At 71.5% G+C, this 25,531-nt stretch carries 23 protein-coding genes; 11 read left to right on the forward strand and 12 right to left on the reverse strand.

Annotated features, from left to right (window positions below; all coding sequences use genetic code 11):
• The first annotated feature begins 129 nt into the window (after positions 1 to 129).
• Entirely contained in the window at positions 130 to 468 is a 339-nt protein-coding gene (gene wblA / locus QFZ75_RS21170) for a transcriptional regulator WblA (RefSeq protein WP_055515737.1), read from the forward strand.
• 137 nt (positions 469 to 605) lie between these two features.
• On the opposite strand, the gene QFZ75_RS21175 is transcribed toward wblA, so the two are convergent.
• Both QFZ75_RS21175 and QFZ75_RS21180 read right to left on the reverse strand, forming a co-directional pair.
• On the reverse strand, positions 606 to 2,159 hold the full coding sequence (locus tag QFZ75_RS21175) for an ArsA family ATPase (protein WP_307539160.1): 1,554 nt from the start codon (positions 2,157 to 2,159) through the stop codon (positions 606 to 608).
• Positions 2,156 to 3,133: an ArsA-related P-loop ATPase gene (locus tag QFZ75_RS21180; RefSeq protein ID WP_307539161.1), complete on the reverse strand. Its 978-nt coding sequence runs from the start codon at positions 3,131 to 3,133 to the stop codon at positions 2,156 to 2,158. The genes QFZ75_RS21175 and QFZ75_RS21180 overlap by 4 nt, the downstream gene beginning before the upstream one ends.
• Positions 3,134 to 3,419: 286 nt before the next feature.
• Here QFZ75_RS21180 and QFZ75_RS21185 point away from each other — a divergent pair, with 286 nt between their 5' ends.
• The 4 genes from QFZ75_RS21185 to QFZ75_RS21200 all read left to right on the forward strand — a co-directional run bounded on the left by QFZ75_RS21185 (position 3,420) and on the right by QFZ75_RS21200 (position 5,971).
• Positions 3,420 to 3,581: a DUF4177 domain-containing protein gene (locus tag QFZ75_RS21185; RefSeq protein ID WP_014178397.1), complete on the forward strand. Its 162-nt coding sequence runs from the start codon at positions 3,420 to 3,422 to the stop codon at positions 3,579 to 3,581.
• A complete protein-coding gene (locus tag QFZ75_RS21190) occupies positions 3,578 to 4,045 on the forward strand; it encodes a RidA family protein (protein WP_307539164.1) in 468 nt (155 codons plus the stop codon). Before QFZ75_RS21185 ends, QFZ75_RS21190 begins: the two co-directional genes overlap by 4 nt.
• A 220-nt stretch (positions 4,046 to 4,265) precedes the next feature.
• On the forward strand, positions 4,266 to 5,135 hold the full coding sequence (locus QFZ75_RS21195) for an NUDIX hydrolase (protein ID WP_307539166.1): 870 nt from the start codon (positions 4,266 to 4,268) through the stop codon (positions 5,133 to 5,135).
• Positions 5,132 to 5,971 (forward strand): MBL fold metallo-hydrolase, encoded by an 840-nt coding sequence (locus QFZ75_RS21200; protein ID WP_307539168.1) that lies wholly within the window; start codon positions 5,132 to 5,134, stop codon positions 5,969 to 5,971. The genes QFZ75_RS21195 and QFZ75_RS21200 overlap by 4 nt, the downstream gene beginning before the upstream one ends.
• A gap of 115 nt (positions 5,972 to 6,086) precedes the next feature.
• On the opposite strand, the gene QFZ75_RS21205 is transcribed toward QFZ75_RS21200, so the two are convergent.
• Positions 6,087 to 6,761, reverse strand: coding sequence for a Crp/Fnr family transcriptional regulator (locus QFZ75_RS21205; RefSeq protein ID WP_016642758.1), 675 nt, complete (start codon positions 6,759 to 6,761; stop codon positions 6,087 to 6,089).
• Positions 6,762 to 6,953: 192 nt separating this feature from the next.
• The gene (locus tag QFZ75_RS21210) at positions 6,954 to 7,568 is read right to left on the reverse strand and encodes a hypothetical protein (RefSeq protein ID WP_307539169.1); all 615 of its coding nucleotides are present in this window, start codon (positions 7,566 to 7,568) and stop codon (positions 6,954 to 6,956) included.
• On the opposite strand from QFZ75_RS21210, the gene nth reads away from it, so the two are divergent.
• From nth to QFZ75_RS21225, 3 genes are all read left to right on the forward strand, one after another.
• Positions 7,543 to 8,658 (forward strand): endonuclease III, encoded by a 1,116-nt coding sequence (gene nth, locus QFZ75_RS21215; protein ID WP_373465910.1) that lies wholly within the window; start codon positions 7,543 to 7,545, stop codon positions 8,656 to 8,658. The two genes, QFZ75_RS21210 and nth, sit on opposite strands and share 26 nt — an antisense overlap.
• A 97-nt stretch (positions 8,659 to 8,755) precedes the next feature.
• Positions 8,756 to 9,451 carry a CoA pyrophosphatase gene (locus tag QFZ75_RS21220; RefSeq protein ID WP_307544647.1) on the forward strand — a complete coding sequence of 232 codons (696 nt, stop codon included), beginning with the start codon at positions 8,756 to 8,758 and terminating at the stop codon, positions 9,449 to 9,451.
• A 120-nt stretch (positions 9,452 to 9,571) separates the two neighbouring features.
• The gene (locus QFZ75_RS21225; protein WP_307539171.1) at positions 9,572 to 10,771 is read left to right on the forward strand and encodes a MarP family serine protease; all 1,200 of its coding nucleotides are present in this window, start codon (positions 9,572 to 9,574) and stop codon (positions 10,769 to 10,771) included.
• Positions 10,772 to 10,880: 109 nt separating this feature from the next.
• Here the strand turns inward: QFZ75_RS21225 and QFZ75_RS21230 are convergent, their stop codons facing one another.
• The 6 genes from QFZ75_RS21230 to QFZ75_RS21255 all read right to left on the reverse strand — a co-directional run bounded on the left by QFZ75_RS21230 (position 10,881) and on the right by QFZ75_RS21255 (position 19,032).
• On the reverse strand, positions 10,881 to 11,060 hold the full coding sequence (locus QFZ75_RS21230; RefSeq protein ID WP_307539173.1) for a hypothetical protein: 180 nt from the start codon (positions 11,058 to 11,060) through the stop codon (positions 10,881 to 10,883).
• 187 nt (positions 11,061 to 11,247) lie between these two features.
• The gene (locus tag QFZ75_RS21235; protein WP_307539175.1) at positions 11,248 to 12,198 is read right to left on the reverse strand and encodes an alpha/beta fold hydrolase; all 951 of its coding nucleotides are present in this window, start codon (positions 12,196 to 12,198) and stop codon (positions 11,248 to 11,250) included.
• Complete coding sequence (locus QFZ75_RS21240; protein WP_307539176.1) at positions 12,195 to 12,683, reverse strand: phage holin family protein; 489 nt, start codon at positions 12,681 to 12,683, stop codon at positions 12,195 to 12,197. Before QFZ75_RS21240 ends, QFZ75_RS21235 begins: the two co-directional genes overlap by 4 nt.
• A 103-nt stretch (positions 12,684 to 12,786) precedes the next feature.
• The gene (gene nhaA, locus QFZ75_RS21245) at positions 12,787 to 14,136 is read right to left on the reverse strand and encodes a Na+/H+ antiporter NhaA (protein ID WP_307544649.1); all 1,350 of its coding nucleotides are present in this window, start codon (positions 14,134 to 14,136) and stop codon (positions 12,787 to 12,789) included.
• 314 nt (positions 14,137 to 14,450) lie between these two features.
• Positions 14,451 to 16,409 (reverse strand): acetate--CoA ligase, encoded by a 1,959-nt coding sequence (gene acs / locus QFZ75_RS21250; protein WP_373465911.1) that lies wholly within the window; start codon positions 16,407 to 16,409, stop codon positions 14,451 to 14,453.
• A gap of 253 nt (positions 16,410 to 16,662) precedes the next feature.
• Complete coding sequence (locus tag QFZ75_RS21255; protein WP_307539178.1) at positions 16,663 to 19,032, reverse strand: bifunctional SulP family inorganic anion transporter/carbonic anhydrase; 2,370 nt, start codon at positions 19,030 to 19,032, stop codon at positions 16,663 to 16,665.
• Between the two features lie 270 nt (positions 19,033 to 19,302).
• On the opposite strand from QFZ75_RS21255, the gene QFZ75_RS21260 reads away from it, so the two are divergent.
• The gene (locus tag QFZ75_RS21260) at positions 19,303 to 20,595 is read left to right on the forward strand and encodes a hypothetical protein (protein WP_307539180.1); all 1,293 of its coding nucleotides are present in this window, start codon (positions 19,303 to 19,305) and stop codon (positions 20,593 to 20,595) included.
• Between the two features lie 97 nt (positions 20,596 to 20,692).
• Here QFZ75_RS21260 and QFZ75_RS21265 read toward each other — a convergent pair whose 3' ends face one another.
• Positions 20,693 to 21,673 carry an ATP-binding protein gene (locus tag QFZ75_RS21265; protein ID WP_307539181.1) on the reverse strand — a complete coding sequence of 327 codons (981 nt, stop codon included), beginning with the start codon at positions 21,671 to 21,673 and terminating at the stop codon, positions 20,693 to 20,695.
• Positions 21,674 to 21,774: 101 nt separating this feature from the next.
• Here QFZ75_RS21265 and QFZ75_RS21270 point away from each other — a divergent pair, with 101 nt between their 5' ends.
• Positions 21,775 to 22,626: an oxidoreductase gene (locus tag QFZ75_RS21270; protein ID WP_307539182.1), complete on the forward strand. Its 852-nt coding sequence runs from the start codon at positions 21,775 to 21,777 to the stop codon at positions 22,624 to 22,626.
• Between the two features lie 337 nt (positions 22,627 to 22,963).
• Here QFZ75_RS21270 and QFZ75_RS21275 read toward each other — a convergent pair whose 3' ends face one another.
• Positions 22,964 to 23,788, reverse strand: a complete 825-nt coding sequence (locus QFZ75_RS21275; protein ID WP_307539183.1) for an HAD family phosphatase — start codon at positions 23,786 to 23,788, stop codon at positions 22,964 to 22,966.
• 571 nt (positions 23,789 to 24,359) lie between these two features.
• On the opposite strand from QFZ75_RS21275, the gene ssd reads away from it, so the two are divergent.
• Positions 24,360 to 25,463 (forward strand): septum site-determining protein Ssd, encoded by a 1,104-nt coding sequence (gene ssd / locus QFZ75_RS21280; protein WP_307539184.1) that lies wholly within the window; start codon positions 24,360 to 24,362, stop codon positions 25,461 to 25,463.
• Positions 25,464 to 25,531: the final 68 nt, after the last annotated feature.

Below are 25,531 nucleotides of genomic sequence, written 5' to 3' on the forward strand. Positions count from 1 at the left end.
GACCATTCAAGATTGGGCCCGAAGGGGCTGGTTGACTCTGCCCACCTTCCGTAACGTCCTCAACTGGCGGCGGTGAATATGCCGCTGCCGCCGTGGGGGAGCCTCGATTCGGGAGAGGACGGCGCCGGTATGGGCTGGGTAACCGACTGGAGTGCGCAGGCGGCCTGCCGCACTACCGATCCGGATGAACTGTTCGTGCAGGGAGCAGCGCAGAACAGGGCCAAGGCGGTGTGCACCGGATGTCCGGTGCGCACGGAGTGCCTGGCCGACGCGCTGGACAACCGCGTCGAGTTCGGCGTGTGGGGAGGAATGACGGAGCGGGAGCGCCGCGCACTGCTGCGCAGGCGACCGACCGTCACCTCTTGGCGCAGGCTGCTCGAAACCGCGCGTACCGAGTACGAGCGGGGGGCGGGGATCCTGCCCCTCGACGAGGAAGAGGTGTACGAGAACTACGCAGCGGTGGGCTGACCGGCCGGCCGCTTACCAGCCGCTGACCGGCTCCCTCGCAGGAGTGCGCGCGGTTTTGCGCAGGGGGTGTGCGCGGTCAGGGCCCCGTGGCCCACAGGGACTCCCTGTGGGACTCCCTTCGAGGCCCTCTGTGAGGCTCAGGAAGCTCCGGCCGGCGAGGTACCGGCCGCGAGCCGGTTCCCGATGTCCCGCAGCCCTGCCAGGTCGTGCACGTCGCCGGGCAGTGCGGCCACCTCCGCCACCGCCACCTCCGGATGGAGCGCGGCGAAGCGGTCACGTGTGCGCCGCTCGCGGGAGAGCAGCTGCATGCGCTCGGCGTGCAGCCTCAGCAGGCTTGCGGTGAGTTGTGCGACGGTGCGGTCGGCCGTCCCGGTCCCTGTCCCCGCTGTTCCTGTCTTCGCTTGTCCTGTCCGCGCTCCGGTTCCCTTCCCGGTTCCTTCGGCACTGGTCGTCCGGTCCGCGGCGGGGGAGCCTGCGTCGGAAGAGGGAGCCTCGGGAGTACTGGTCTCGGTGCTGGTCCCGGTAGCGGGTGTTTCTGAACTGCCGTGCGTGTCGGGAGAGTTACGAAGTCCAGCTTTCCCGTCCACCTGATCCACAATGCGGGCCTCAACAAGATTTTCCGCGGCGGCGAGCGCGCGCTCGGCGGACAGCTGGGTGGCACCGCTGCCGTGGACCCGGTTCAGCACGAGACCGGCGAGCGGCATGTCCTCGGCGGCCAGCCGCTCCACGAAGTAGGCCGCCTCACGCAGCGCGTCCCGCTCCGGGGCCGCGACGACCAGGAACGCCGTGCCGGGCGCTTGGAGCAGCTTGTACGTGGCGTCCGCGCGGGTGCGGAAGCCGCCGAAGGTGGTGTCCATGGCGGCCACGAACGTCTGTACGTCCTTGAGGAGCTGGCCGCCCAGCAGCTTGCCGAGGGTGCCGGTCATCATCGACATCCCGACGTTCAGGAACTTCATCCCGGCCCGGCCGCCCAGCTTCGCCGGCGCGGTCAGCAGCCGGATCAGCTTGCCGTCCAGGAACGACCCGAGCCGCTTCGGGGCGTCGAGGAAGTCGAGGGCCGAGCGCGAGGGCGGCGTGTCGACGATGATGAGGTCCCACTGGTCGCGCGCCCGCAGCTGCCCCAGCTTCTCCATCGCCATGTACTCCTGCGTGCCCGCGAAGCCCGCCGAGAGCGACTGGTAGAACGGGTTGTTCAGGATGGCGGCCGCCCGCTCGCGGTCCGCGTGCGCCTCCACGATCTCGTCGAAGGTGCGCTTCATGTCGAGCATCATCGCGTGCAGCTCGCCGCTCGCGGAGTCGTCGATGCCCTTCACCCGGCGCGGGGTGTTGTCCAGCGCGTCGATGCCCATGGACTGGGCGAGCCTGCGCGCCGGGTCGATGGTGAGGACGACCACCTTGCGGCCGCGTTCGGCGGCCCGCAGCCCCAGGGCCGCCGCGGTGGTGGTCTTGCCGACGCCGCCCGAACCGCAGCAGACCACGATGCGGGTCCCGGGGTCGTCGATCAGCGGGTCGACGCCGAGGACGACTGCGGCCTCGGCTGTAGCCGTAGCCGTAGCCGTAGCCGTAGCCGTAGTCGCAGCCGCAGTCGCCGAGTCGATCGTTCGGTCCGGGTCAGGCGTACGGGCGGGTTCGCGGCCGGCAGGTTCGCGGCCGGGGGCAGAATCGTTTGCGCGGGCCGGGTCCGGACTCATGAGATCCCTTGCTGACGCAGTTCCGTGGCGAGTTCGTGCAGGCCCGCGAGGTCCGTTCCCTCGGCGAGCAACGGCAGTTCGTGCAGGGGCAGACCCAGGTCCTGGAGGACGGCCCGCTGCTCGCGCTCCAGCGCGTACCGCTCGGCGTACTCGTGCGCCTGCTCCAGCAGCGGGTCCACCAGCCGCTCGGCGACCCCGCCGCGGCGCGCCCCGCCGAGACCGGCGGCCGACAGCGCCTTGGCGACGGCCGTGCGCGGCGCCTCGCGCGTGAACTCCAGGTCGGCCTCGTCGAGGATCGCGGGCCGCACCATGTTCACGATGGTCCGCCCCACCGGCAGCCGCGCGGCCCGCAGCTCCGCGATGCCGTCGGCGGTCTCCTGGACGGGCATCTCCTCGAGGAGCGTCACCAGGTGCACGGCGGTCTCGGGCGACTTCAGGACCCGCATGACGGCCTGTGCCTGGTTGTGTATCGGGCCGATCCTGGCGAGCCCGGCCACCTCGTCGTTCACGTTCAGGAAGCGGGTGATCCGGCCGGTCGGCGGCGCGTCCATCACCACGTGGTCGTACGCGAACCGCCCGCGCTTGTCCTTGCGGCGGACGGCCTCGCAGGCCTTCCCGGTCAGGAGCACGTCCCGCAGGCCCGGCGCGATGGTGGTCGCGAAGTCTATGGCGCCCAGTTTCTTCAGGGCGCGGCCTGCGCCGCCGAGTTTGTAGAACATCTGGAGGTAGTCCAGGAGGGCCAGCTCGGGGTCGATGGCGAGCGCGTACACCTCCCCGCCACCGGGAGCGACGGCGATCCTCCGCTCCTCGTAGGGCAGCGCCTCCGTCTCGAAGAGCTGCGCGATGCCCTGTCTGCCCTCGACCTCGACCAGAAGGGTGCGCCTGCCCCCGGTCGCGAGGGCGAGCGCGAGTGCTGCGGCGACCGTGGTCTTTCCGGTACCGCCCTTGCCGCTGACGACCTGAAGCCTGCTCACGTCTTCGAGCCTAATTCCTCACTCGGTGTCGCGGTGGCCGTGGGTGGGGTTGTGGCGCCCGTGACCACGTATCCCTGGTCCGTGACCATGCATCCCCCCGGTCCGCGGCCACGAACCCACCGGTCTGCGGCCACGAACCCCTCGGCCCTGCCACGCATACGGGTGCCCACGGAGCGCGCCGCCCAGTCATCGGGCGGCCGGTGCCGGTCACCGGGCGGCCGGTGCCCGTCGCCGGGTGGCCGGTGCCCAGGAGGGGCGTGCCTCGTCAGCGGATACAGTCGCTCTCATGACCAAGTGGGAATACGCAACCGTGCCTCTGCTCGTCCACGCCACGAAGCAGATTCTGGACACCTGGGGCGAGGACGGCTGGGAGCTCGTCCAGGTGGTGCCCGGGCCGAACAACCCCGAGCAGCTCGTCGCCTACCTGAAGCGGGAGAAGGCCGCGTGAGCGCTGTCGAGGCCAAGCTGGCGGAGCTGGGACTGACCCTGCCGGGCGTCGTGCCCCCGCTGGCCGCCTACAAGCCGGCGGTGCAGTCGGGCGTGTACGTGTACACGTCCGGCCAGCTCCCGATGGTGGACGGCAAGCTTCCGCTCACCGGCAAGGTGGGCGCGGAGGTCACGCCGGAGGAGGCCAGGGAACTGGCCCGCACCTGCGCGCTGAACGCCCTCGCGGCGGTCAAGTCGGTCGCGGGTGACCTCGACCGCATCGCGCGCGTGGTGAAGGTCGTCGGATTCGTCGCCTCGGCCGCCGACTTCACCGGCCAGCCCGCCGTGCTGAACGGCGCGAGCGAGCTGCTGGGCGAGGTCCTGGGGGACAAGGGCGTGCACGCGCGCAGCGCGGTCGGCGTGGCGGTCCTGCCGCTCGACGCACCCGTGGAGGTCGAGATCCAGGTGGAGCTGACCCAGGCGTAGGCAGCCGGCTCAAGCGTGGGCAGGCGACTCGGGCGTGGACAGCCGGCTCGGGCGTAGGCAGGCGTGCGCCCGCCGGCGTCCGCTCGCGGGGGGCGTCTCGTCGGCTCCCGCGGGAGGCCGGCGCACAGACGGGCCTCCCCAGGGACGCGATGGACGGGCCTCCCCGGGGACGCGATGGTTGCCTCTCGAACATCAGCTCACTCCGGGATAGCCTCCGCCCATGGCGAACGGTCAGTGGTACCCCCCGGAGTGGCCCGAGAGGATCCGCGCACTCGCGGACGGCACGCTCACACCGGTCGCCCCCAGGCGGGCGGCCACCGTCATGCTCCTCAAGGACACCGCGTCCGCCCCCGTCGTGCACATGCTGCGCAGACGCGCCTCCATGGCCTTCGCCGGAGGCGCGTACGCGTATCCCGGCGGAGGCGTGGACCCGAGGGACGACGACCGTCACGTGCGCTGGGCGGGCCCCACGCGCGCGTGGTGGGCGTCCCGGCTCGACGTCGACGAGGACTCCGCCCAGGCGATCGTCTGCGCGGCGGTCCGCGAGACGTACGAGGAGGCGGGCGTCCTGCTCGCGGGCCCGACGCCGGACACGGTGGTCGGCGACACCACCGGGGACGACTGGGAGACCGACCGGGCCGCCCTGGTCGCCCGCGACCTGTCCTTCGCCGAGTTCCTGGACCGCCGAGGGCTCGTCCTGCGCTCCGACCTGCTGGGCGCCTGGACGCGCTGGATCACCCCGGAGTTCGAGCCCCGCCGCTACGACACCTGGTTCTTCGTGGCGGCCCTCCCCGAGGGGCAGCGCACCCGCAACGCGTCCACGGAGGCCGACCGCACCGTCTGGATCCGCCCCGCGGAGGCGATGGACGGGTACGAGAGGGGCGAGCTCCTGATGATGCCGCCCACCATCGCGACCCTGCGCCAGATCGGCGCGTACGCGAGCGCCGCCGAGGCCCTGGCGGCGGCACCCGGGCGGGACCTGACACCGGTCCTGGCCCAGGCCCGGCTGGAGGGCGGCGAGCTGGTCCTCAGCTGGCCGGGCCACGACGAGTTCACCAAGCACATCCCGACCGGTGGAGCCCCCGCATGACCGACGCCGCAGCCCTTCCCGGCCAGCCACGGGGCGGGGTGTTCTCCGGCCCCGCCACCCCGCGCGCCGTCAACGTCCTCGCCCCGAACGCCTCCGCGATGACCCTGGACGGCACGAACACCTGGATCGTGGCCGAGCCCGACTCCGAACTGGCGGTGGTGATCGATCCGGGCCCCCTGGACGACGTACACCTGCGGAACGTCGTGGACACGGCCGAGAAGGCCGGCAGGCGGATCGCCCTGACCCTGCTGACGCACGGGCACCCGGACCACGCCGAGGGCGCGGCGCGGTTCGCGGAACTCACGGGGACGAAGGTGCGGGCGCTCGACCCGGCGCTGCGGCTCGGTGACGAGGGGCTGGCCGCCGGGAACGTGATCACCGTGGGCGGGCTGGAACTGGTGGTCGTACCGACACCCGGCCACACCGCCGACTCGCTCTGCTTCCATCTGCCCGCCGACCGGGCCGTGCTGACCGGCGACACGATCCTGGGCCGGGGCACCACGGTCGTGGCCCACCCCGACGGGCGCCTGGGCGACTACCTGGACTCGCTGCGGCGGCTGAGGTCCCTGGCGGTCGACGACGGCGTGCACACGGTCCTGCCGGGCCACGGGCCCGTCCTGGAGGACGCGCAGGGCGTCGTCGAGTTCTACCTCGCCCACCGGGCCCACCGCCTCGCCCAGGTCGAGACGGCCGCCGAGGACGGCTGCACGGACCCGTCCCAGGTCGTCGCGCACGTGTACGCGGACGTCGACCGCTCCCTGTGGCCGGCGGCGGAACTGTCGGTACGGGCCCAGCTGGACTACCTCCGGGAGCACGGGCTCATCGGCCGGGAGTGAGACGCGCCGAGCACCCACGACGCACCCACGACGAATCCAGGACGAACCCACCACGAGAAGGGCCCCGCCGTGTGACGGGGCCCTTCCTCAAATGTCCCGAAGACGTGCTGTACGGCTAGCGCGAGCGCTTCGCGAGGCGTTCCACGTCCAGCAGGATCACCGCGCGCGCCTCCAGGCGGAGCCAGCCGCGGCCCGCGAAGTCCGCGAGTGCCTTGTTGACCGTCTCGCGGGAGGCGCCGACCAGCTGGGCCAGCTCTTCCTGCGTCAGGTCGTGCACGACGTGGATGCCCTCCTCGGACTGCACGCCGAAGCGGCGCGAGAGGTCCAGGAGCGCACGGGCCACCCGGCCCGGCACGTCGGAGAAGACCAGGTCCGACATCTGGTCGTTGGTCTTGCGCAGTCGGCGGGCGACGGCGCGCAGCAGGGCGGCGGCCACCTCGGGCCGCGCGTTCAACCAGGGCTGGAGGTCGCCGTGGCCGAGGCCCAGCAGCTTCACCTCGGTCAGCGCGGAGGCGGTCGCCGTGCGCGGACCCGGGTCGAACAGCGACAGCTCACCGATGAGCTCGCCGGGGCCGAGGACCGCCAGCATGTTCTCGCGGCCGTCGGGGGATGTGCGGTGCAGCTTCACCTTGCCCTCGGTGACCACGTAGAGGCGGTCTCCGGGGTCGCCTTCGTGAAAGAGCGCGTCGCCGCGTGCGAGGGTCACCTCACTCATGGAGGCGCGGAGCTCCGCGGCCTGCTCGTCATCGAGCGCCGCGAAGAGCGGGGCGCGCCGCAGAACGTCGTCCACGAGTTCTCTCCTTGTCGACCTGCTCAGGGGATCTTGTTCCCGGTGTATCAGGGGTCCGTGTTCCCCGTTTTGCTGGACGGTCCAAACAGTGTGATCAGTCACAAGTCTGCCGCACCGGCGTGTCCGGCAGTGCGGCAGGGGGCCAATCGGAGGCTGATCCATGGTGGTCGGGGCAGATGTGGGCGGTGGGCTTTAGGCTGGCCGGGTGTCCAAATCGCCGGTGAGAGCACAGGCCAAGGGGGCTGGGAGCGTGGGTGTACGTCGCGATTCCGCTGTGGGCGAACAGGACTCCGGTGGAGCGAAGAAAACGACAAAACCGGCAGCGTCGGGGCCGGTGAGAAGCGCGGCCGGGGCCGCCGGGCAGGCCGTGGGAGCCGCTGCCTCGGAGATGGCCGCGGCGGCGAAGAAGGTGGCGGTCGCCAAGAAGGCGGCCGCGGCGAAGAGGACGGCGCGGAAGGCTGCGCCGGCCGAGGCGGCCTCCAAGAAGACTGCCTCCAGGAAGACAGCTGCCGGGAAGACGGCTGCCAGGAAAACCGCCTCCAAAAAGGCCGCGCCCGCCGGAAGGTCGGCTTCGGCTGCGAAAGTCGGGGCAACAGCGAAGAAGGCCGCCTCGGCCGTGAGGGCTACGCCCATGTCCGCGTCTGCGTCCGCGTCCGCGAGGAAGGCTGTGTCCGTCAGGGCGCCCTCCAAGAAGCCTGCGGCAGCCGAGAAGGCCGCGGTCGGCAGGAAGCCTGTGGCCGCCGCAGGGAAGGGCGCGCTCAGCGAAAGGGCGGCGTCGGCCGTGCGGTCCGCGTCCGCGTCCGCCAAGAGGGCCACACCTGCGAAGGCAGCCGCCGGCAGGGCTGGGCCCGCGAAAACATCCGCTCCCGCCGAGGGAACCCCACCGGCTGAGAAGCCCCCGTCCGCCAGGAAAGCCGTGCCCGCGAAGAAAACCGTGTCCACCGAGAACGCCGTGCCCGCCACGAAGGGCGCGTCCGCCAAGAAGACGGCGCCCGTGAAGAAGGCTGCGGCAGCCAAGAAGACGGCGGCGGCCAAGAAGGCCGCGCCCGCCGAGGTCGCCCCCGTCGCCCCGCCCCGGAACGAGTCGCACACCGCTCTCGTCCGGCGGGCCCGGCGCATCAACCGGGAACTCGGCGAGGTGTACCCGTACGCCCATCCGGAGCTGGACTTCGAGAACCCCTTCCAGTTGGTGGTCGCCACCGTCCTGTCGGCGCAGACGACCGATCTGAGGGTCAACCAGACGACACCGGCGCTCTTCGCGAAGTACCCCACGCCCGAGGACCTGGCGGCGGCGGACCCGGAGGAGGTCGAGGAGATCCTCCGGCCCACCGGGTTCTTCCGGGCCAAGACCAAGTCGGTGATGGGCCTCTCCAAGGTCCTGCGGGACGACTTCGGCGGCGAGGTCCCGGGCCGCCTCGAGGATCTGGTCAAGCTGCCCGGCGTCGGCCGCAAGACCGCCTTCGTGGTCCTCGGGAACGCCTTCGGACGCCCCGGCATCACCGTGGACACCCACTTCCAGCGGCTCGTACGGCGCTGGAAGTGGACCGCGGAGAAGGAGCCCGAGAAGATCGAGGCGGCTGTCGCCGAGCTCTTCCCGAAGAGCGACTGGACGATGCTGTCGCACCACGTGATCTTCCACGGCCGCCGTATCTGCCACGCCCGCAGGCCCGCCTGCGGCGCCTGTCCCATCGCCCCGCTCTGCCCGGCGTACGGGGAGGGCGAGACGGACCCGGAGAAGGCGAAGAAGCTCCTGAAGTACGAGAAGGGCGGCTTCCCGGGCCAGCGCCTCAACCCCCCGCAGTCCTACCTGGACGCCGGCGGCATCCCGGCCCCGCCCCTCGGAGCGACCGCGCCCGACGTCTCCGCGCCCGGTTCACCCGCGCGGGGCACCGGATGACGGAACGAATCACGGCGCCGCGGGCGTTGAGAGCAGATGAACGGGGGTGGCGATGACGCACGCGAGCCACACGCACGACATGCAGGACACGCACGACATGCACGACACGCACGACACGCGGGACGGCGGCCCGGCCCTGACCACGGCCGGGCTGCCCGGCTGGCTGGACCCGGTGGTGCGCGCCGTCGAGACGGTCCAGCCCCGCCAGCTGAGCCGCTTCCTGCCGCCGGAGGACGGCGCGGGACGCCAGTCGGCCGTGCTGATCCTCTTCGGGGAGGGCGAGCGCGGCCCGGAGCTGTTGCTCATGGAGCGGGCCACGTCGCTGAGGTCGCACGCCGGACAGCCCGCCTTCCCCGGCGGCGCCCTCGACCCCGAGGACGGCGACCCGGCGACCGACGGACCCCTGCGGGCCGCCCTGCGCGAGGCGCAGGAGGAGACCGGGCTCGACCCCCGGGGAGTGCAGCTCTTCGGCGTGCTCCCGAAGCTCTACATTCCGGTGAGCGGCTTCGTGGTCACCCCGGTCCTCGGCTGGTGGCGCGAGCCGACACCGGTCGGCGCGGTCGATCCGGCCGAGACCGCGCGGGTCTTCACCGTCCCCGTGGCGGATCTCACGGACCCCGCCAACCGCGTGACGGCGGTCCACCCCCGGGGCCACACGGGTCCGGCATTTCTGGTCGAATCGGCCCTGGTGTGGGGCTTCACGGCCGGAATCATCGACCGCCTGCTGCACTACGCGAACTGGGAACGCCCCTGGGACGGCGACAAGCAGGTCCCGCTCGACTGGCGCGCATGACAGGGTGGCACCTGCGCTGTGTCCTGCCGGGGGGCTCCGTGTCCCCCTGCCGCCGTACGGCGGGCCGGCCCCCGGGTCAGGACGTGGCTACCGCAAAGTGACGAGGCGAGGCTCGAAGCAGTGAACGTGCTGGACATCCTGTTGCTGGTCGCCGCCGTGTGGTTCGCGATCGTGGGCTATCGCCAGGGTTTCGTCGTCGGCATCCTGTCGGTGATCGGCTTCCTCGGCGGCGGCCTCGTCGCCGTCTACCTCCTGCCCGTCGTCTGGGACGCGGTGACCGACGACGCGAAGGTGGGGACGACCGCCGCCGTCGTCGCCGTGATCGTGGTGATCGTCTGCGCCTCGGTCGGCCAGGCCCTCACGACTCACCTCGGCAACAAGCTGCGCCGGTACATCACCTGGTCCCCGGCCCGCGCCCTGGACGCCACGGGCGGCGCCCTCGTCAACGTCGTGGCGATGCTCCTCGTCGCCTGGCTGATCGGATCCGCCCTCGCCGGTACGACGCTGCCGACGCTCGGCAGGGAGGTCCGCGAGTCCAAGGTGCTGCACGGGGTGGCGGGGACGCTGCCCGCCCAGGCCGACATCTGGTTCGCGGACTTCTCCAAGGTCCTCGCGCAGAACGGCTTCCCGCAGGTCTTCAGCCCCTTCTCGGACGAGCAGATCGACAAGGTGGACGACCCGGACCCGGCCCTCGCGACCAGCCCGGTCGCCGCCCGCGCCCAGCGCTCCATCGTCAAGGTCACCGGCACCGCGCAGAGCTGCGGCAAGGTCATCGAGGGCACCGGCTTCGTCTTCGGACAGCGCCGTGTGATGACCAACGCCCATGTGGTGGGCGGCGTGGACGAGCCCTACGTCCAGATAGGCGGCGAGGGCGAGCGGCACGCCGCGAAGGTCGTGCTCTACGACTGGGAGCGCGACATCGCCGTACTCGACGTGCCCGACCTGCGCGCGCCCGTCCTGCAGTTCGCCGGCCGCGAGGCGGTCAGGGGGGACGGCGCGATCGTCGCGGGCTTCCCGGAGAACGGCTCGTACACGGTCAACGCGGCGCGGGTGCGCGGTCCCATCACCGCCAACGGACCGGACATCTACCACCGGGGCACCGTGCGGCGGGAGGTGTACTCGCTCTTCGCGACCGTGCGCCAGGGCAACTCCGGCGGTCCCCTGCTCACCCCGGACGGCAAGGTGTACGGAGTGGTGTTCGCGAAGTCCCTCGACGACCCCGAGACCGGTTACGCGCTCACCGTGGACGAGGTCCGGGAGGACATCACCAAGGGCCGTACCGCCAACCAGCAGGTGGACAGCGACAGTTGCGCGCTCTAGGACCCCGCCCGACGGACACGGCTGAGCACCGCCCTCATTGTCGTGCGAGCACCGGTCCTTGCAGTGCGGGCGGCTCCGAAGGCCGTACGGGCGGCGGTTCCTGGGCGGTTCAGCTGCGCGGATGACGCAGGCGCGCCGAGACCCAGCGGGCCCGGCGCCGCAGAATGCGCGGAATTCCCAATCGGGGATCGGTGCCCTGCAACTGCGGAGTGCCCCTCTGGTGGGAGCTCAGCCCGCCGATCGAGCGGCGGTTGCGTGTGGCGTCACTGTAGTCGTGCGTCCAGCCCATACACCGACGTCTGCCCCTGCCCCAAGGTCGATAACCGCTCCCACGCCCCCCAATTGGCCTATGCGCCGGGCAATTGGCGTTCGTAGAACAGGCGTTCCAGAGGCCTGTGTGACGCGTGGTGCGAGGAGCGGCACGGACAGCCGCCGGACCTGCGGTGCGGGGGTCCCGGCGGCCCGGTGCGCGGGCCTCAGCGGTCCGGCTCGGGGTCCTTCAACCAGTTCACCAGCTCCGTGGAGAACGCCACCGGATCCTCCTCGTGCGGAAAGTGCCCGAGTCCGTCGAACAACCGCCAGCGGTACGGCGCTTCGACGTACTCGCCGGACCCCGCCGCGCTGCGCGTACGCATCACCGGGTCGAGCGAGCCGTGCAGGTGCAGCGTCGGCACCCGCACCGGCCGCTTCATGCGCCGGTTGAATTGGATGCCGTCGGGACGGGCCATCGAGCGGACCATCCACCGGTACGGCTCGACCGAGCAGTGCGCCGTCGAGGGGATGAGCATCGCCCGCCGGTACGTCTCCACGACGTCGTCCTCCGGCAGCCGCGGCCCCGACCAGTCCCGGATGAGCCGGCCGACCAGCGCGCCCTCGTCGGCGATCAGCCGGCGCTCCGGGATCCAGGGCCGCTGGAAGCCCCAGACGTACGAACCGGCTGCGGTCTGCTTCCGGTCCGACAGCATCGCCGAGCGCCAGCGCCGGGGGTGCGGCATCGAGGAGACCACGAGCCGGCGCACCAGCTTGGGACGCATCACGGCCGCCGTCCACGCCAGGTAGCCGCCCAGGTCGTGGCCGACCAGCGCGGCGTCGGGCTCGCCGAGGGAGCGGACGACCCCGGTGATGTCCAGCGCGAGGTTCGCCGGGTCGTAGCCGCGCGGGGTGCGGTCGCTGCCCCCGACGCCGCGCAGGTCCATGGCGACCGCGCGGAAGCCCGCCTCGGAGAGCGCCACCAGCTGGTGCCGCCAGGTCCACCAGAACTGCGGGAAACCGTGCAGCAGCAGGACCAGCGGTCCGTCACCCATCTCGGCGATGTGGAAGCGCGCGCCGTTCGCGGCGACGTTCCGGTGGATCACCTCTTTCGCGCCGGGCACGTCGAGCCGTACGACAGAGGTGGGTTGCGCCGATGATGGAGCGGAATCCGTCATGAGGACGAGCGTGCCACAGCCTCGGCTCCGTCACCGACCCGGTCCAGCGGGGCCGCCTCCCGGGGGTGGGGCTTCACGTTCTGCAGTACGGCCGCCGATTCCTTGACCGAGGCCGCGGTCTTCTGCGGGCCCTTGCCCTTCTTGGCCTTCTTCGCGAAGACCACGCCGATCAGCGCGAGCACCGCGGCGACCAGCACGTTCGCGGCGAACGACAGCAGGAAGCAGACGGCCATGTTCCAGCCGCTCCAGGTGCGGATGCCGTACGCCAGTGCGAAGCTCAGCATCGGCAGGGAGAAGATCAGCACGGCACCGGCCGCGCTGAACGCGCCGCCGCCGACCGCTCCCTTCTTGACGTCCCGCTTGAGCTGCGCCTTCGCCAGCGCGATCTCGTCATGCACCAGTGCGGACAGCTCGGTCGTCGCCGAGGCGACCAGCTGGCCGATGCTGCGTTCGGCGCCGACCGGGCTGCCGTCGGGTGCGCTCATCGCGTTCTCCCTGTTGTCTTGTCGCCGTTGTCTTGCTCGTCTTTGGTTCGGCGCAGTGGGCGTCTTGGGTACGGGCCGTACGTTTCGGACCGTGTGTGTCAGATCATGCCGGACCGTCGTGCTCCACGCCTGCCCCGCCCGTCACTTCGGCAAGCCTTCGGTGTTCGGCGGCCTTGCGCTCGTAGATCTCGGCCATGCGCAGGTGGTAGGCCGGGTCGCCCTGCTCGTACACGTCGGGGACGCCGGAGTGGTCCTCGTCGCGCTCCTCTTCCTCCCAGAGTCCGCGGTACCTGCTGTTGCGGATCTTCAGCAGCACGCCCGACAGGACGGTCGCGATCAGGGAGCCCGTCAGGACGGCGGCCTTCACGCTGTCGGTGAGCGCCGGGTCGCCGGTGAAGGCGAGCTCGCCGATGAGCAGCGACACGGTGAAGCCGATGCCGGCGAGCGAGGCCACCGCGAAGACGTCCGGCCAGGCGAGGTCGTCGGAGAGCGACGCCCTGGTGAAGCGGACCGTCAGCCACGTACCGCCGAAGATCCCGACCGCCTTGCCGACGACGAGTCCGAGCACCACGCCGAGGGTCTCCGGCTGCGTGAACACGTCCCCGAGTGCACCGCCCGACACTGCGACCCCGGCGCTGAACAGCGCGAACAGCGGTACGGCGAGACCCGCCGACAGCGGGTGCACGAGGTGTTCGACGTGCTCGCCGGGTGACCGCTCCTCGCCCTCGCGGGTGGTGCAGCGCAGCATCAGGCCCATCGCGACGCCGGCGACGGTGGCGTGGACGCCGCTGTTGTACATCAGGCCCCAGACGACCAGGGCGAGCGGCACGTACACGTACCAGCCGCGGACGCCCTTCCTGAGCAGCAGCCAGAAGACGACGAGGCCGGCGACGGCGCTGCCGAGCGCGGCGAAGTCCAGGTCGTCGGTGAAGAAGACCGCGATGATCAGGATCGCGAAGAGGTCGTCGACGACGGCGAGGGTGAGCAGGAAGGCGCGCAGGGCGCTCGGCAGCGAGGTGCCGAGGACGGCGAGGACGGCGAGCGCGAACGCGATGTCGGTCGCGGTGGGCACGGCCCAGCCGGCGAGCGAGCCGCCGCCGGTGACGTTGACCAGGGTGTAGACCAGCGCGGGGACGGCCATCCCGCAGAGTGCGGCGACGACGGGGAGCGCGGCGGCCCGCGGGTCCTTGAGATCACCGGCGACCAGCTCGCGCTTGAGTTCGATGCCGGCGACGAAGAAGAAGACCGCGAGGAGTCCGTCGGCGGCCCAGTGCTGGACGGAGAGGTCCAGACCGAGAGCGGCGGGCCCGAAGTGGAAGTCCCGGACGGACTCGTAACTCTCCCGGACCGGGGTGTTCGCCCAGATCAGCGCGGCGACGGCGGCGAGGAGCAGGAGGATGCCGCCGACCGTCTCGGTGCGCAGCGCGTCCGTGACCGAGTTCCGTTCGGGCAGCGAGAGCCGTCCGAGGACTCTGCGGTCCTTGGCGCCCCGGTGGTCGGGTGCGCGGTGGTCCGGCGCGGGGGAGGGAGAGGAAGGGGTGGGCGCGGGCACGAGGTCGACCTCCGGTCGGTGGGCAGGACTGATCGCATGCCGACCAGACTTCCCGGCGCACCTATGGAGGTTCCGGGCCGTTCGGAGCCCGGACTTCTTTTGTCGTGCGGTGACGCGTGTTGACGTCTTCCGCAGCCTACCCGCGAAGGGGCGGGGGCGCCCGGCGTGTGCGCCGCCGGGTGTCCCCGCCCCTTCGCGTCCGTACGCGATCCGCGTCAGTCCTCGCTGGGCGCCGCCGGAAGCTTGGTCTGGATGAGGTCCATGACCGTGCTGTCGGTCAGCGTGGTGACGTCACCCAGCCGGCGGTTCTCCGCGACGTCACGGAGCAGCCTGCGCATGATCTTGCCGGAGCGGGTCTTGGGCAGTTCGGCCACCGGCAGGATCCGCTTCGGCTTGGCGATCGGGCCGAGCACCTTGCCGACATGGTCGCGCAGCTCGCCCACCAGGGTCTCGGTCTCCGACGCCGAACCGCGCAGGATCACGAACGCCACGATCGCCTGGCCGGTCGTGTCGTCGGCCGCGCCCACGACGGCCGCCTCGGCGACCGACGGGTGCGAGACGAGCGCCGACTCGACCTCGGTGGTCGAGATGTTGTGCCCGGACACGAGCATCACGTCGTCGACCCGGCCGAGCAGCCAGATGTCGCCGTCCTCGTCCTTCTTGGCGCCGTCGCCCGCGAAGTACTTGCCCTCGAAGCGCGACCAGTAGGTGTCGATGAACCGCTGGTCGTCGCCCCAGATGGTGCGCAGCATCGACGGCCACGGCTCGGTCAGCACCAGGTAACCGCCGCCGCCGTCCGGGACCTCCCGCGCCTCGTCGTCGACGACCGTCGCCGAGATTCCCGGCAGCGCCCGCTGCGCGGACCCCGGCTTGGTCTCGGTCACGCCCGGCAGCGGCGAGATCATCATCGCGCCGGTCTCGGTCTGCCACCAGGTGTCCACGATCGGGGTGCGGTCGCCGCCGATGTGCTTGCGGTACCAGATCCACGCCTCGGGGTTGATCGGCTCACCGACCGAGCCGAGCACGCGCAGGCTCGACAGGTCGAACTTCGCGGGGATGTCGTCGCCCCACTTCATGAACGTCCGGATGGCCGTCGGCGCCGTGTAGAGGATCGTCACGCCGTACTTCTGGACGATCTCCCAGAAGCGCCCCTGGTGCGGGGTGTCGGGCGTGCCCTCGTACATGACCTGGGTCGCGCCGTTCGCCAGCGGGCCGTACGTGATGTACGAGTGCCCGGTGACCCAGCCGATGTCGGCCGTGCACCAGTAGACGTCGGTCTCCGGCTTGAGGTCGAAGACCGAGTGGTGCGTGTACGCGGCCTGGGTGAGGTAGCCGCCGGAGGTGTGCAGGATGCCCTTCGGCTTGCCCGTCGTCCCCGAGGTGTAGAGGATGAACAGCGGGTGCTCGGCGTCGAACGCCTCGGGCGTGTGCTCGGCGGACTGCGCGGCCGTGATCTCGTGCCACCAGACGTCGCGGCCCTCGGTCCACGCGACCTCCTGGCCCGTACGCCGCACGACGAGCACCTTCTCCACGCCGTCGACCCGGGAGACCGCCTCGTCGACGGCCGGCTTGAGCGCGGCGGGCTTGCCGCGGCGGTAGCCGCCGTCCGAGGTGATGACCAGCTTGGCGTCGGCGTCCTGGATGCGGGTGGCGATGGCGTCGGCGGAGAAGCCGCCGAAGACCACGGAGTGCGCGGCGCCGATGCGGGCGCAGGCCAGCATCGCGACGACGGCCTCGGGGATCATCGGCAGGTAGACGGCGACCCGGTCGCCCTTCTGGACGCCCAGCTCGGTGAGGGCGTTGGCGGCCCTGGAGACCTCGTCCTTGAGCTCGGCGTAGGTGATGGCGCGGCCGTCACCGGGCTCGCCCTCGAAGTGGATCGCCACGCGGTCGCCGTGGCCGGCCTCGACGTGCCGGTCCACGCAGTTGTAGGCGACGTTGAGCTTTCCGTCCTTGAACCACTTCGCGAACGGGGGGTTCGACCAGTCCAGTGTCTCGGTCGGCTCGGTGGCCCAGGTCAGGCGGCGGGCCTGCTCGGCCCAGAAGCCGAGTCTGTCGGCCTTGGCCTGTTCGTACGCCTCCGCGGTGACGTTGGCGTGCGCGGCCAGGTCGGCGGGCGGCGCGAACCTGCGCTCTTCCTTGAGCAGGTTGGAGAGGGAAGACGGCTCACTCATGCTTCCCCCTCCTCCCTCTGCCGGCCGGCCAGGCTTTCGTTGCTCACGACATCTCCCTTTCCCAGGGTGTCCGTTGTGTCCCAGGCCACAGCTCATCAGACGTGGACCCCTGGTGACAAGGGTCGTCCGAGAATTGGTTTAGACCTGTGTCCGGATCATGTGCCCGGGATCCTGTGTGCGTGTGGCCTGCCCGCGGACACGGGCGGCCACACGTTCTCACGGACGGGGGAGGGGAGCGGTTCAGGCCGGGGGCTCAGGCGGGAGCGTCGTGCAGGGCCGTCGCCGCGACCCGGTCGAAGAACTCGCCCTCCCCGGCGTCGCGGGACGTGGCCTCCGTGAGGAGGTAGGCCTGGGCCTCTCCCACGTGGAAGTACATCCCGTGCAGCTCGAGCGCGCCCTGCTCCAGCGCGCGGGCCACCGACCCGTGCGCCTTCAGGTGCTCCAGCTGCTGCACGACGTTGGTGAGGCAGAGCTGCTCGGTGGCGTCGGCGGGCGCCCGCCCGGCGATCCGCGTCCCGGGCCGGTCCTTGGCGGCCATCAGCTCCACGCTGGGCAGTCCGTGCCGCAGCCACCGCTTGAGCGGCGTCCGCGCACCGCCCGGCTCGGTGTTCATCAGCGCCTGCATCGCCCCGCAGCCGGAGTGCCCGCACACGGTGATGGACCGCACCTGCAGCACCTCCACCGCGTACTCGATCGCCGCGGCCACCGAGTCGTCGCCGCTCTCCTCGCCGGGCGGCGGTACGAGATTGCCGACATTGCGGACCACGAAGAGGTCGCCCGGGCCGCTCGAAGTGATCATTGACGTGACGAGCCGGGAGTCGGCGCAGGTCAGGAAGAGCTGGGAGGGCCGCTGCCCCTCCCGCGCGAGCCGGGCCAGCTCACCGCGGACCAGCGGCGCGGTGTTGCGCTGGAACGAGCTGATGCCGCTCGCCAGCTGGTGCCCGCTGCGGCGTCCGCCGGGCGGCGGTGTCTCGGGGCTCTCGCAGTGGTGGTTGCGCCAGGGGGTCCAGGGCCCGCAGTGGCAGTGCGAGGCCTGCCCGTGGCCGTCCCGGGTGTGCGGTTCCGCGAGCCGTGCTCCGGTGCGTCCGGTCAGCTCGACGGAGCCGCCCCGGCCGGTGTGCGCGCTCTGCCAGTCGTGCAGCGACTCGTAGGCCGCGTGGTCCATGAACGAGCCGTCCAGCTCGACCACCGCGTCGGCCCCCGGGGGAACCAGGTGCAGGGCCCGGCTGAGCCGGGGCACGGCCAGGAACGTCAGTTGCCCGCGCACCCGGACGTGATGGACGCCGTCCGGGGCCACCTCGCAGGTGATGCGGGTACGGGTGAGGCGGTGCAGGGCGACGCCGACGGCCACGGCGATCCCGAGCGCGACGCCTTCCAGGACGCCGAGGACGACGACGCCGAGGGTGGTGACGGCGTACACCAGTACTTCCCGGTGGCGGGTGACCGTGCGGATGTGGTGCAGGGACACCATCTGGATGCCGACGGCCATCACCAGGGAGGCCAGTGCGGCCAGGGGGATCAGCTCCAGGAGCGGGACCATCAGCAACGCGGCCACCACCACCCAGACGCCGTGCAGCATCGTGGAGTTGCGGCTCACCGCGCCCGCCTGCACATTCGCCGAACTGCGCACGGCCACGCCCGCGACGGGGAGTCCGCCGAGCGTCCCGGAGACGATGTTGGCGGCGCCCTGGCCGAGCAGCTCGCGGTCGAGGTCGGAGCGGCCCTGCTGGACCGGCCGTCCGGCCGTGAGCTTGTCCACGGCGACGGCGCCCAGCAGCGACTGGACACTGCACACCAGCGTGGTGGTGAGCACGGCGGCGGCGAGCCCGAGCGCCGGCCCCTCGGGCAGCCCGGCCAGCGCGTGGCTGCGCCAGGACGGCAGGTCGACCTTGGGCAGGGTCAGCCCGGCGAGGGCCGCCGTCACGGTGGCCGCGGCGACGGCGACGAGGGCGGCCGGAACGGTGCGCAGCATCCGCCCCGTGCGGCCCGGCAGCCGGGGCCAGGTCAGCAGGAGGGCCAGCGTCAGGGCGCTCATCGCGAGCGCCGCGACCTGCGGATGTGCCAACTGGGCGGGCAGCTCCAGGATGTTGGCGACGACCGAACTGCTGGGGGAGCCGCCCAGCACGATGTGCAGCTGGGCGACGGCGATGGTGATGCCGATGCCGGCCAGCATGCCGTGCACGATCGCCGGGCTGACGGCGAGGGCGGAACGGGCCACCCGTACGCAGCCGAGGGCGAGTTGGACGAGTCCGGCGAGGACGGTGATGGCGCAGGTCGTGCGCCATCCGTAGGTCTGGATGAGATCGGCGGTGACCACCGTGAGGCCTGCGGCGGGGCCGCTCACCTGGAGCGGCGCGCCGCCCAGCCGGCCGACCACGAGCCCGCCCGCGGCGGCGGCGACGAGCCCCGCCTGCAGCGGTGCTCCGGTGGCGAGGGCGATGCCCAGGGACAGGGGCAGGGCGATCAGGAAGACGGCGACGGAGGCCGACAGGTCGGCGGTCGCGATACGGGGGGGCCGGGGCATCCGGGGAGCTCGGCGGCCGGATCGGGGCGGGCTGTGCGGCCGCCCTTCGTCCGGGGTGTGCGAGGAGTCGTCGGTGCGGAGGGGGACGAAGGCAGTCATGGCTTTCCCGTCTTTCCGGGGCTACGCGGTCGCTTGGGGCGCGGCCGTGGGTCACGGCGTACAGCGGCGGGATTTATCAACGCTCAGTAAATGAATCGTAATGGAGAGTAAAGGACGTGTCAGTAAAAATAGCGCATATGGTGCAACTGTTCACTCCGGAGAGTGATTAGTCATTTTGATCGGCTTGTCATACCGGCCTCTTCCTGAGCCCCTGCGATCTTGGCCTCGCCGTCTGTTTTGTCCCGATCGAAGGAAGAAGGTGGGCGGAACATGGCCGCCACTCGGAGGACCACCACGGGCGTCGCCCTCGCCCTCACCACTGTCTGCGCCACGGCGCTCGCCGGATGCGGGAGCGGTGACACCGGCGCCGAGAGGGGCGCGCGGGGGGAGGGCGCGCACGGCGCCAAGAAGGCCGTGGGCGCTCCGGCGCCCAGGAACAGGATCCGTCTGATCGGGGACGGCTCCACCGCGTTCACCGGCGCGCAGCCGCGGCTGCCGCATGCCGAGCGCCTGAAACCCGGTCAGCGGCCGCCGCAGTTCGTGGTCTTCTCCTGGGACGGGGCGGGCGAGGACAGCCAGCGGCTGTTCTCGCACTTCCGCGAGGTGGCCAAGGACAACCGGGCGACCATGACGTACTTCCTCAGCGGCGTGTACATGCTCCCGGAGGGCAAGCGCGACCTCTACCGGCCGCCGCGGCACTCACCAGGCCGCTCCGACATCGGCTTCAACGACGAGCGGGGCATTCGCGACACCGTGAAGCAGCTGCGCGGCGCCTGGCTCGAGGGCAACGAGATCGGCACGCACTTCAACGGCCACTTCTGCGGCAGCGGAGGCGGGGTCGGCGAGTGGTCGGTCGAGGACTGGAAGGACGAGATCGCCCAGGCCAAGTCCTTCGTCAAGTCCTGGAAGACCAACACGGGCACGTCGAAGGCCGCCCCGCTGCCCTTCGACTACGACAAGGAGCTCATCGGCGCCCGCACACCCTGCCTGGAGGGGCGGAAGAACTTCATGCGGGCCGCCCGCGAGCTGGGCTTCCGCTACGACACCAGTGGCGTCAACGACCAGGTGTGGCCCAAGAAGAAGAGAGGCCTGTGGGACCTGTCGATGCAGCTCGTGCCGGTCCCGGGCCGCGGATTCGAGACGCTGACCATGGACTACAACTTCATGGTCAACCAGTCGGGCACCACGTCCCACGGCGACCCCGCGAAGCACGAGTACTGGGGCGACCAGATGCGTGACGGCCTGCTCAAGGGCTTCTCGCGCGCCTACGAGGGCAATCGCGCGCCCCTCATCATCGGGAACCACTTCGAGTCCTGGAACGGCGGCACGTACATGCGTGCCATCGAGGAGACCGTCGAGCGCGTCTGCACCGAGCGCGAGGTGCGCTGCGTCTCCTTCCGGCAGCTCGCCGACTGGCTCGACGCCCAGGACCCGAAGGTCCTCGCGAAGCTGCGCACCCTCAAGGTGGGCGAGTCCCCGAAGCGGAACTGGGCGTCGTTCCTGTCCGGCCGGCCCGCCCCGGCCCCCAAGGGGGTACCGGGCGCGCCGGCCGCCAGGCCGTAGCGACCGGCTGCGGACTCTGCGGTGTACGGACTCTGTGGCGTACGGGCCCGCGGTGCGCGGGCCCGGCGGCGGTGCACGGGCCCGGTGGCGTGCGGGGTCACGCCGTCGCGGGCTCGGCCTCCCGCAGGACGAAGGCGGGGTCGACCTGGGCGGCCAGGTCGGCACCCGTCCGCTCGTTGCCCCACGACTGCGCGTTCTTCAGGTGGAAGTGGACCATCTGCCGCGTGTAGCGCTCCCAGTCGCGCTGCTCGTAGGTCGCGTCGACGGCCTCCTGGAGGGCGCGGAGCGCACGGCGGTTGTCGTCCTCCAGCCGCTCGAACCGGGGCGGACGGCCCTTCTCCATGGCGCGTACCCAGTCCGAGTGGCCGAACGTCAGCAGCAGGTCGTCGCCGATCTCGTCCCTGAGGAAGTCGATGTCGTCCTGGCCCTGCACCTTGTTGCCCACGACCTTCAGGTTGATCCCGAAGTCGTGCGCGTACTCCTTGTACTGCCGGTAGACGGAAGTCCCCTTCCGCGTCGGCTCGGCGACGAGGAACGTGATGTCGAAACGGGTGAACATGCCGGACGCGAAGGAGTCCGAGCCGGCCGTCATGTCGACGACGACGTACTCGCCGCGGCCGTCCACGAGGTGGTTCAGGCAGAGCTCCACCGCGCCGGTCTTGGAGTGGTAGCAGGCCACGCCCAGGTCGGCCTCGGTGAACGGGCCGGTGGCCATCAGGCGGACGGCGCCGCCGTCGAGTTCCACCGGCCGCGCGCAGGCCTCGTACACCGGGTTGTCCTCGCGCACCCGCAGGAGCCGGGAGCCCTCGCCGGGCGGGGTGGTCTTGATCATCGTCTCGGCGGAGGCGACGCGCGGGTTGGAGCCGCGCAGGTAGTCCTTGATGAGACCCAGGCGGTCGCCCATGGCGGGCAGCCGCCGCGCCTCGGCGTCGGTGAGGCCGAGTGCGGGGCCGAGGTGCTGGTTGATGTCGGCGTCCACCGCGACGACGGGCGAGCCGGTGGTCGCGAGGTGGCGGACGAAGAGCGAGGACAGGGTGGTCTTGCCACTGCCGCCCTTCCCGACGAAAGCAGTTTTCATGTTCATAAAGAGTAGTGGCGTGCCGGTGTCCGGGGCGTGCCACACGTGAAGAAGACCACTCGTTCGTGGGGTGCGGGCCGGGTGTGCGTAGGGTCGTACTCATGAGTACGACAGGTGCGAACGCCGACCCCCTCGCGACGCTGGCCTCGCTGCCCGGCGTGGCGGAATCCGTCGAGTCCGTGCGCAAGGCCGTGGACCGGGTCTACGGGCACCGCATCATGCGGCGCCGCAGCAACGAGATCACCGGGGAGGCCGCGCTGCGGGGCTCACGCGGGTCCGCGGCGCTGTCCGGCGCCGACTGGGCCCTCGAAGAGGTGCGCCGCAGGACCGACTTCAGCGGCGACGACGAGGCCAGGGTGGTGGGCGCGGCCCTCAGGCTGACCGCCGAGGCGGGCGAACTGCTCTCCATCTGGCGGCAGTCGCCCCTGCGGGTGCTCGCGCGGCTGCATCTGGTGGCCGCCGCCGACGACGGGGACGCGGTCGGACGTCCGCGCCTGGACGGCGAGCCCGTCACGGAGACCCCGGCGGCGGGGGCGGCCGGGCCGCCGCTGATCGGGCTCCCGCTGCCGGACGCGGCCGAGGTGGAGGGCCGCCTCGACGGTCTGGCGCGGCTCGTCGTCGCGGGGAGTTCCGCGCCCGCGCTGGTGACCGCGGCCATCGTGCACGGCGAGCTCCTCGCGCTGCGTCCCTTCGGCTCCCACAACGGTCTGGTCGCGCGCGCGGCCGAACGGATCGTCCTCATCGGCAGCGGCCTCGACCCCAAGTCGGTCTGCCCGCCGGAGGTCGGCCACGCGGAACTCGGCCGCGCGGCCTACGCGGCCGCCCTCGACGGCTACGCCTCCGGAACCCCGGAGGGGATGGCGGCCTGGATCGCGCACTGCGGGAGGGCGGCCGAACTCGGCGCGAGGGAGTCGACGGCCGTGTGTGAGGCGCTGCAGCGCGGCGCCGCCTGAGTCCCTGAACAGGGTTGCGGCGGTACGGATGTCCGTACCGCCGCTGGCATGTCCACCGGGTTACCAAGCGTCCTCGGAGTGTTGCCCATCAGGTCGGGAACTGTTGCCCGTCGCCTGGTGCGGCTGGCCCGTAATCGACGGGTCGACGTCGCGTGGGTGCCCGGCGTTCATGCGCGGTCCGTGGGGCCTCGGTTGCGTTAGTAAGGTATTCCTTTCGGATGTCCCTGGTCTCGCGGGCCGTTAAACCCTTTGTACTCCTGGTCCGGGGCAAGCGGAACCCCTCGCCGTACTTCTTTACTTTTACGAGCAAAGCCGAGCGAATCGGGCACCGGGAGGCTCAGGTGGTCGCCGCGCGGCGCCGGCTGGCGTACCAGACGAGTCCCGCCGTGGCCGCCGCCGCTCCTATGGCCGCCGCCGCGACGATGGCCGGCCGGGGCGGCGCGGACAGCCGCTGCTTGAGCCGCACCGGGTGGTTGAAGTCGAGGATGGGCCAGGCGCGCGCGAGGGCCTCGCGGCGCAGCGCGCGGTCCGGGTTCACCGCATGGGGGTGGCCGACCGCCGAGAGCATGGGGATGTCGGTCGCCGAGTCGCTGTACGCGTAGCAGCGCGAGAGGTCGTACCCCTCGGACGCGGCCAGCTCCTTGACGGCCTCGGCCTTCGTGGGGCCGTACGCGTAGTACTCCACCTCGCCCGTGAAGCAGCCGTCGTCGCCCACGACCATGCGGGTCGCCACCACCCGGTCGGCGCCCAGGAGCTCGCCGATCGGCTCGACGACCTCCGCGCCGGACGTGGAGACGATCACGACGTCGCGGCCGGCGACGTGGTGCTCCTCGATGAGGGAGGCGGCCTCGTCGTAGATGATCGGGTCGATGAGGTCGTGCAGGGTCTCGGCGACGATCTCCTTCACCTGCCGGACGTTCCAGCCGCGGCACAGCGCGGACAGGTACTCGCGCATCCGCTCCATCTGGTCGTGGTCGGCGCCGCCCGCGAGGAACACGAACTGGGCGTATGCGGTACGCAACACCGCCCGGCGGTTGATCAGGCCGCCCTGGTAGAACGACTTGCTGAAGGTGAGCGTGCTCGACTTCGCAATGACCGTCTTGTCCAGGTCAAAGAAGGCCGCTGTACGGGGCAAGGAGTGGTTTTCCACGGGGTTGAGCATATGCGCCCGCCATTCGGGCTAGTGTGGGACGTGTGGGTTTGCCTGAGAGAGCTCTCGGGTACACCATGGAAGTCACGGATCGTTCGCGACCGTGCTACCCCGGTTTGGCTCCTCCCCCCCCGAGTCGAACCGTGGAGACGACCCCCGCTCTCCCCCCCGGCGGGGGTCGTCGCATGTCCGGATGGGTTTTCCCATCCGTTTCCGAGAACGCCGGGCCCCGTTCCACGGGGTCCGGCGTTTCTCTGTGTGCGTACAGGATTCATCACTGTGCGTAGTCGCCGTGTCGTCCATGGAAGTCGCACAACGGCCACCGGTTCGGGTGAAGGCGATATTCACAACCGCCGGGATGTCCACAGTTATCGACCAAGATCCACACGATTTCCCGGATCGCTGCACCGTGATTCCAGCGCGTACCGCTCGCGGAAGTTCATGGCCGGTTCCGATTGTTCGGCGGCTATGGCCGGTTCGTATCGGCGGTTCATATGGAGGGCCGGTTGCCGGTTCTCGCGCCGGGCGGGAATCGCGGGGCCGCGAAGGCCTCGCGGAGAAGCAGCGAAGGGGGCTGGAGAGCATGGCGGGAGCCATCACACACGACCGGCTGTCGGCCGCCGAGGGGCGGCAGGACGGGCCGTTGATCGTCACGGAGGACGCCGATCTGCTGGACGACCTGCTGCGGCTGTGCGCCGCGGCAGGCGCCCGGCCGGAAGTCCACCCCGGGGTGCCGGAGCGCGGAGGGGGCTGGGACACGGCACCCCTGGTGCTCGTCGGTGACGACGCCGCGCGACGGGTGCGCGGCGCGGCACGCAGACGCGGAGTGGTGCTCGTCGGGCGGGATCAGGACGATTCCGGGGTCTGGCAGCGGGCTGTGGAGATCGGCGCGGACCATGTGCTGCTGCTGCCGGATGGCGAACAATGGTTGGTCGACCGGATTGCCGACGTGGCCGAGGGGGTCGGACCGCCCGCCCTCACCGTCGGCGTGATCGGCGGTCGCGGGGGCGCCGGATCGTCCACGCTCGCCTGCGCGCTCGCCGTCACCTCGGCACGCCAGGGCAGGCGCACGCTCCTCGTCGACGCGGATCCCCTCGGCGGCGGACTCGACGTACTCCTCGGCGGAGAGGCCGCCGAAGGGCTCCGCTGGCCCGCCTTCGCCGCCTCGCGCGGGCGGGTCGGCGGCGGCGCCCTGGAGGAGTCGCTGCCCGCGCTGCACGCCCTGCGGGTCCTCAGCTGGGACCGCGGCGACTCGGTCACCATCGCTCCCGAGGCCGTCCGGGCGGTCCTGGCCGCGGCCAGACGGCGCGGCGGGGTGGTGGTCGTGGATCTGCCGCGCCGCGTCGACGAAGGGGTCGCGCAGGTGTTGGCCCAGGTCGACCTGGGACTGCTCGTGGTCCCCGCCGAGCTGCGCGCCGTCGCGGCGGCCGGGCGAGTCGCATCCGTGGTCGGCATGGTCCTGCGGGACCTGCGCGTCGCGGTGCGCGGGCCGTACGCATCGGGCCTGGACGACCGCGAGGTCGCCCGGCTCCTCGGACTGCCGCTGATGGGCGAAGTGCCCCTGGAGAGCGGGTTGCTCGCGGCCCAGGACCGGGGCACTCCGCCCGCGGGGGACGGCCGCGGACCGCTGGCGCGCTTCTGCTCGGCGTTCTGGGAGCGGGCCGCGGTTGCGGGAGGGGCGCCGTGAGCGGGGGCACGGGCCCGCGTGGTGTCGTACCGGTGGGACCGGCAGGCGGGCGTACGGGTGCGGGGGCG

This window comes from Streptomyces sp. V3I8, from assembly GCF_030817535.1.
Lineage (GTDB): Bacteria > Actinomycetota > Actinomycetes > Streptomycetales > Streptomycetaceae > Streptomyces.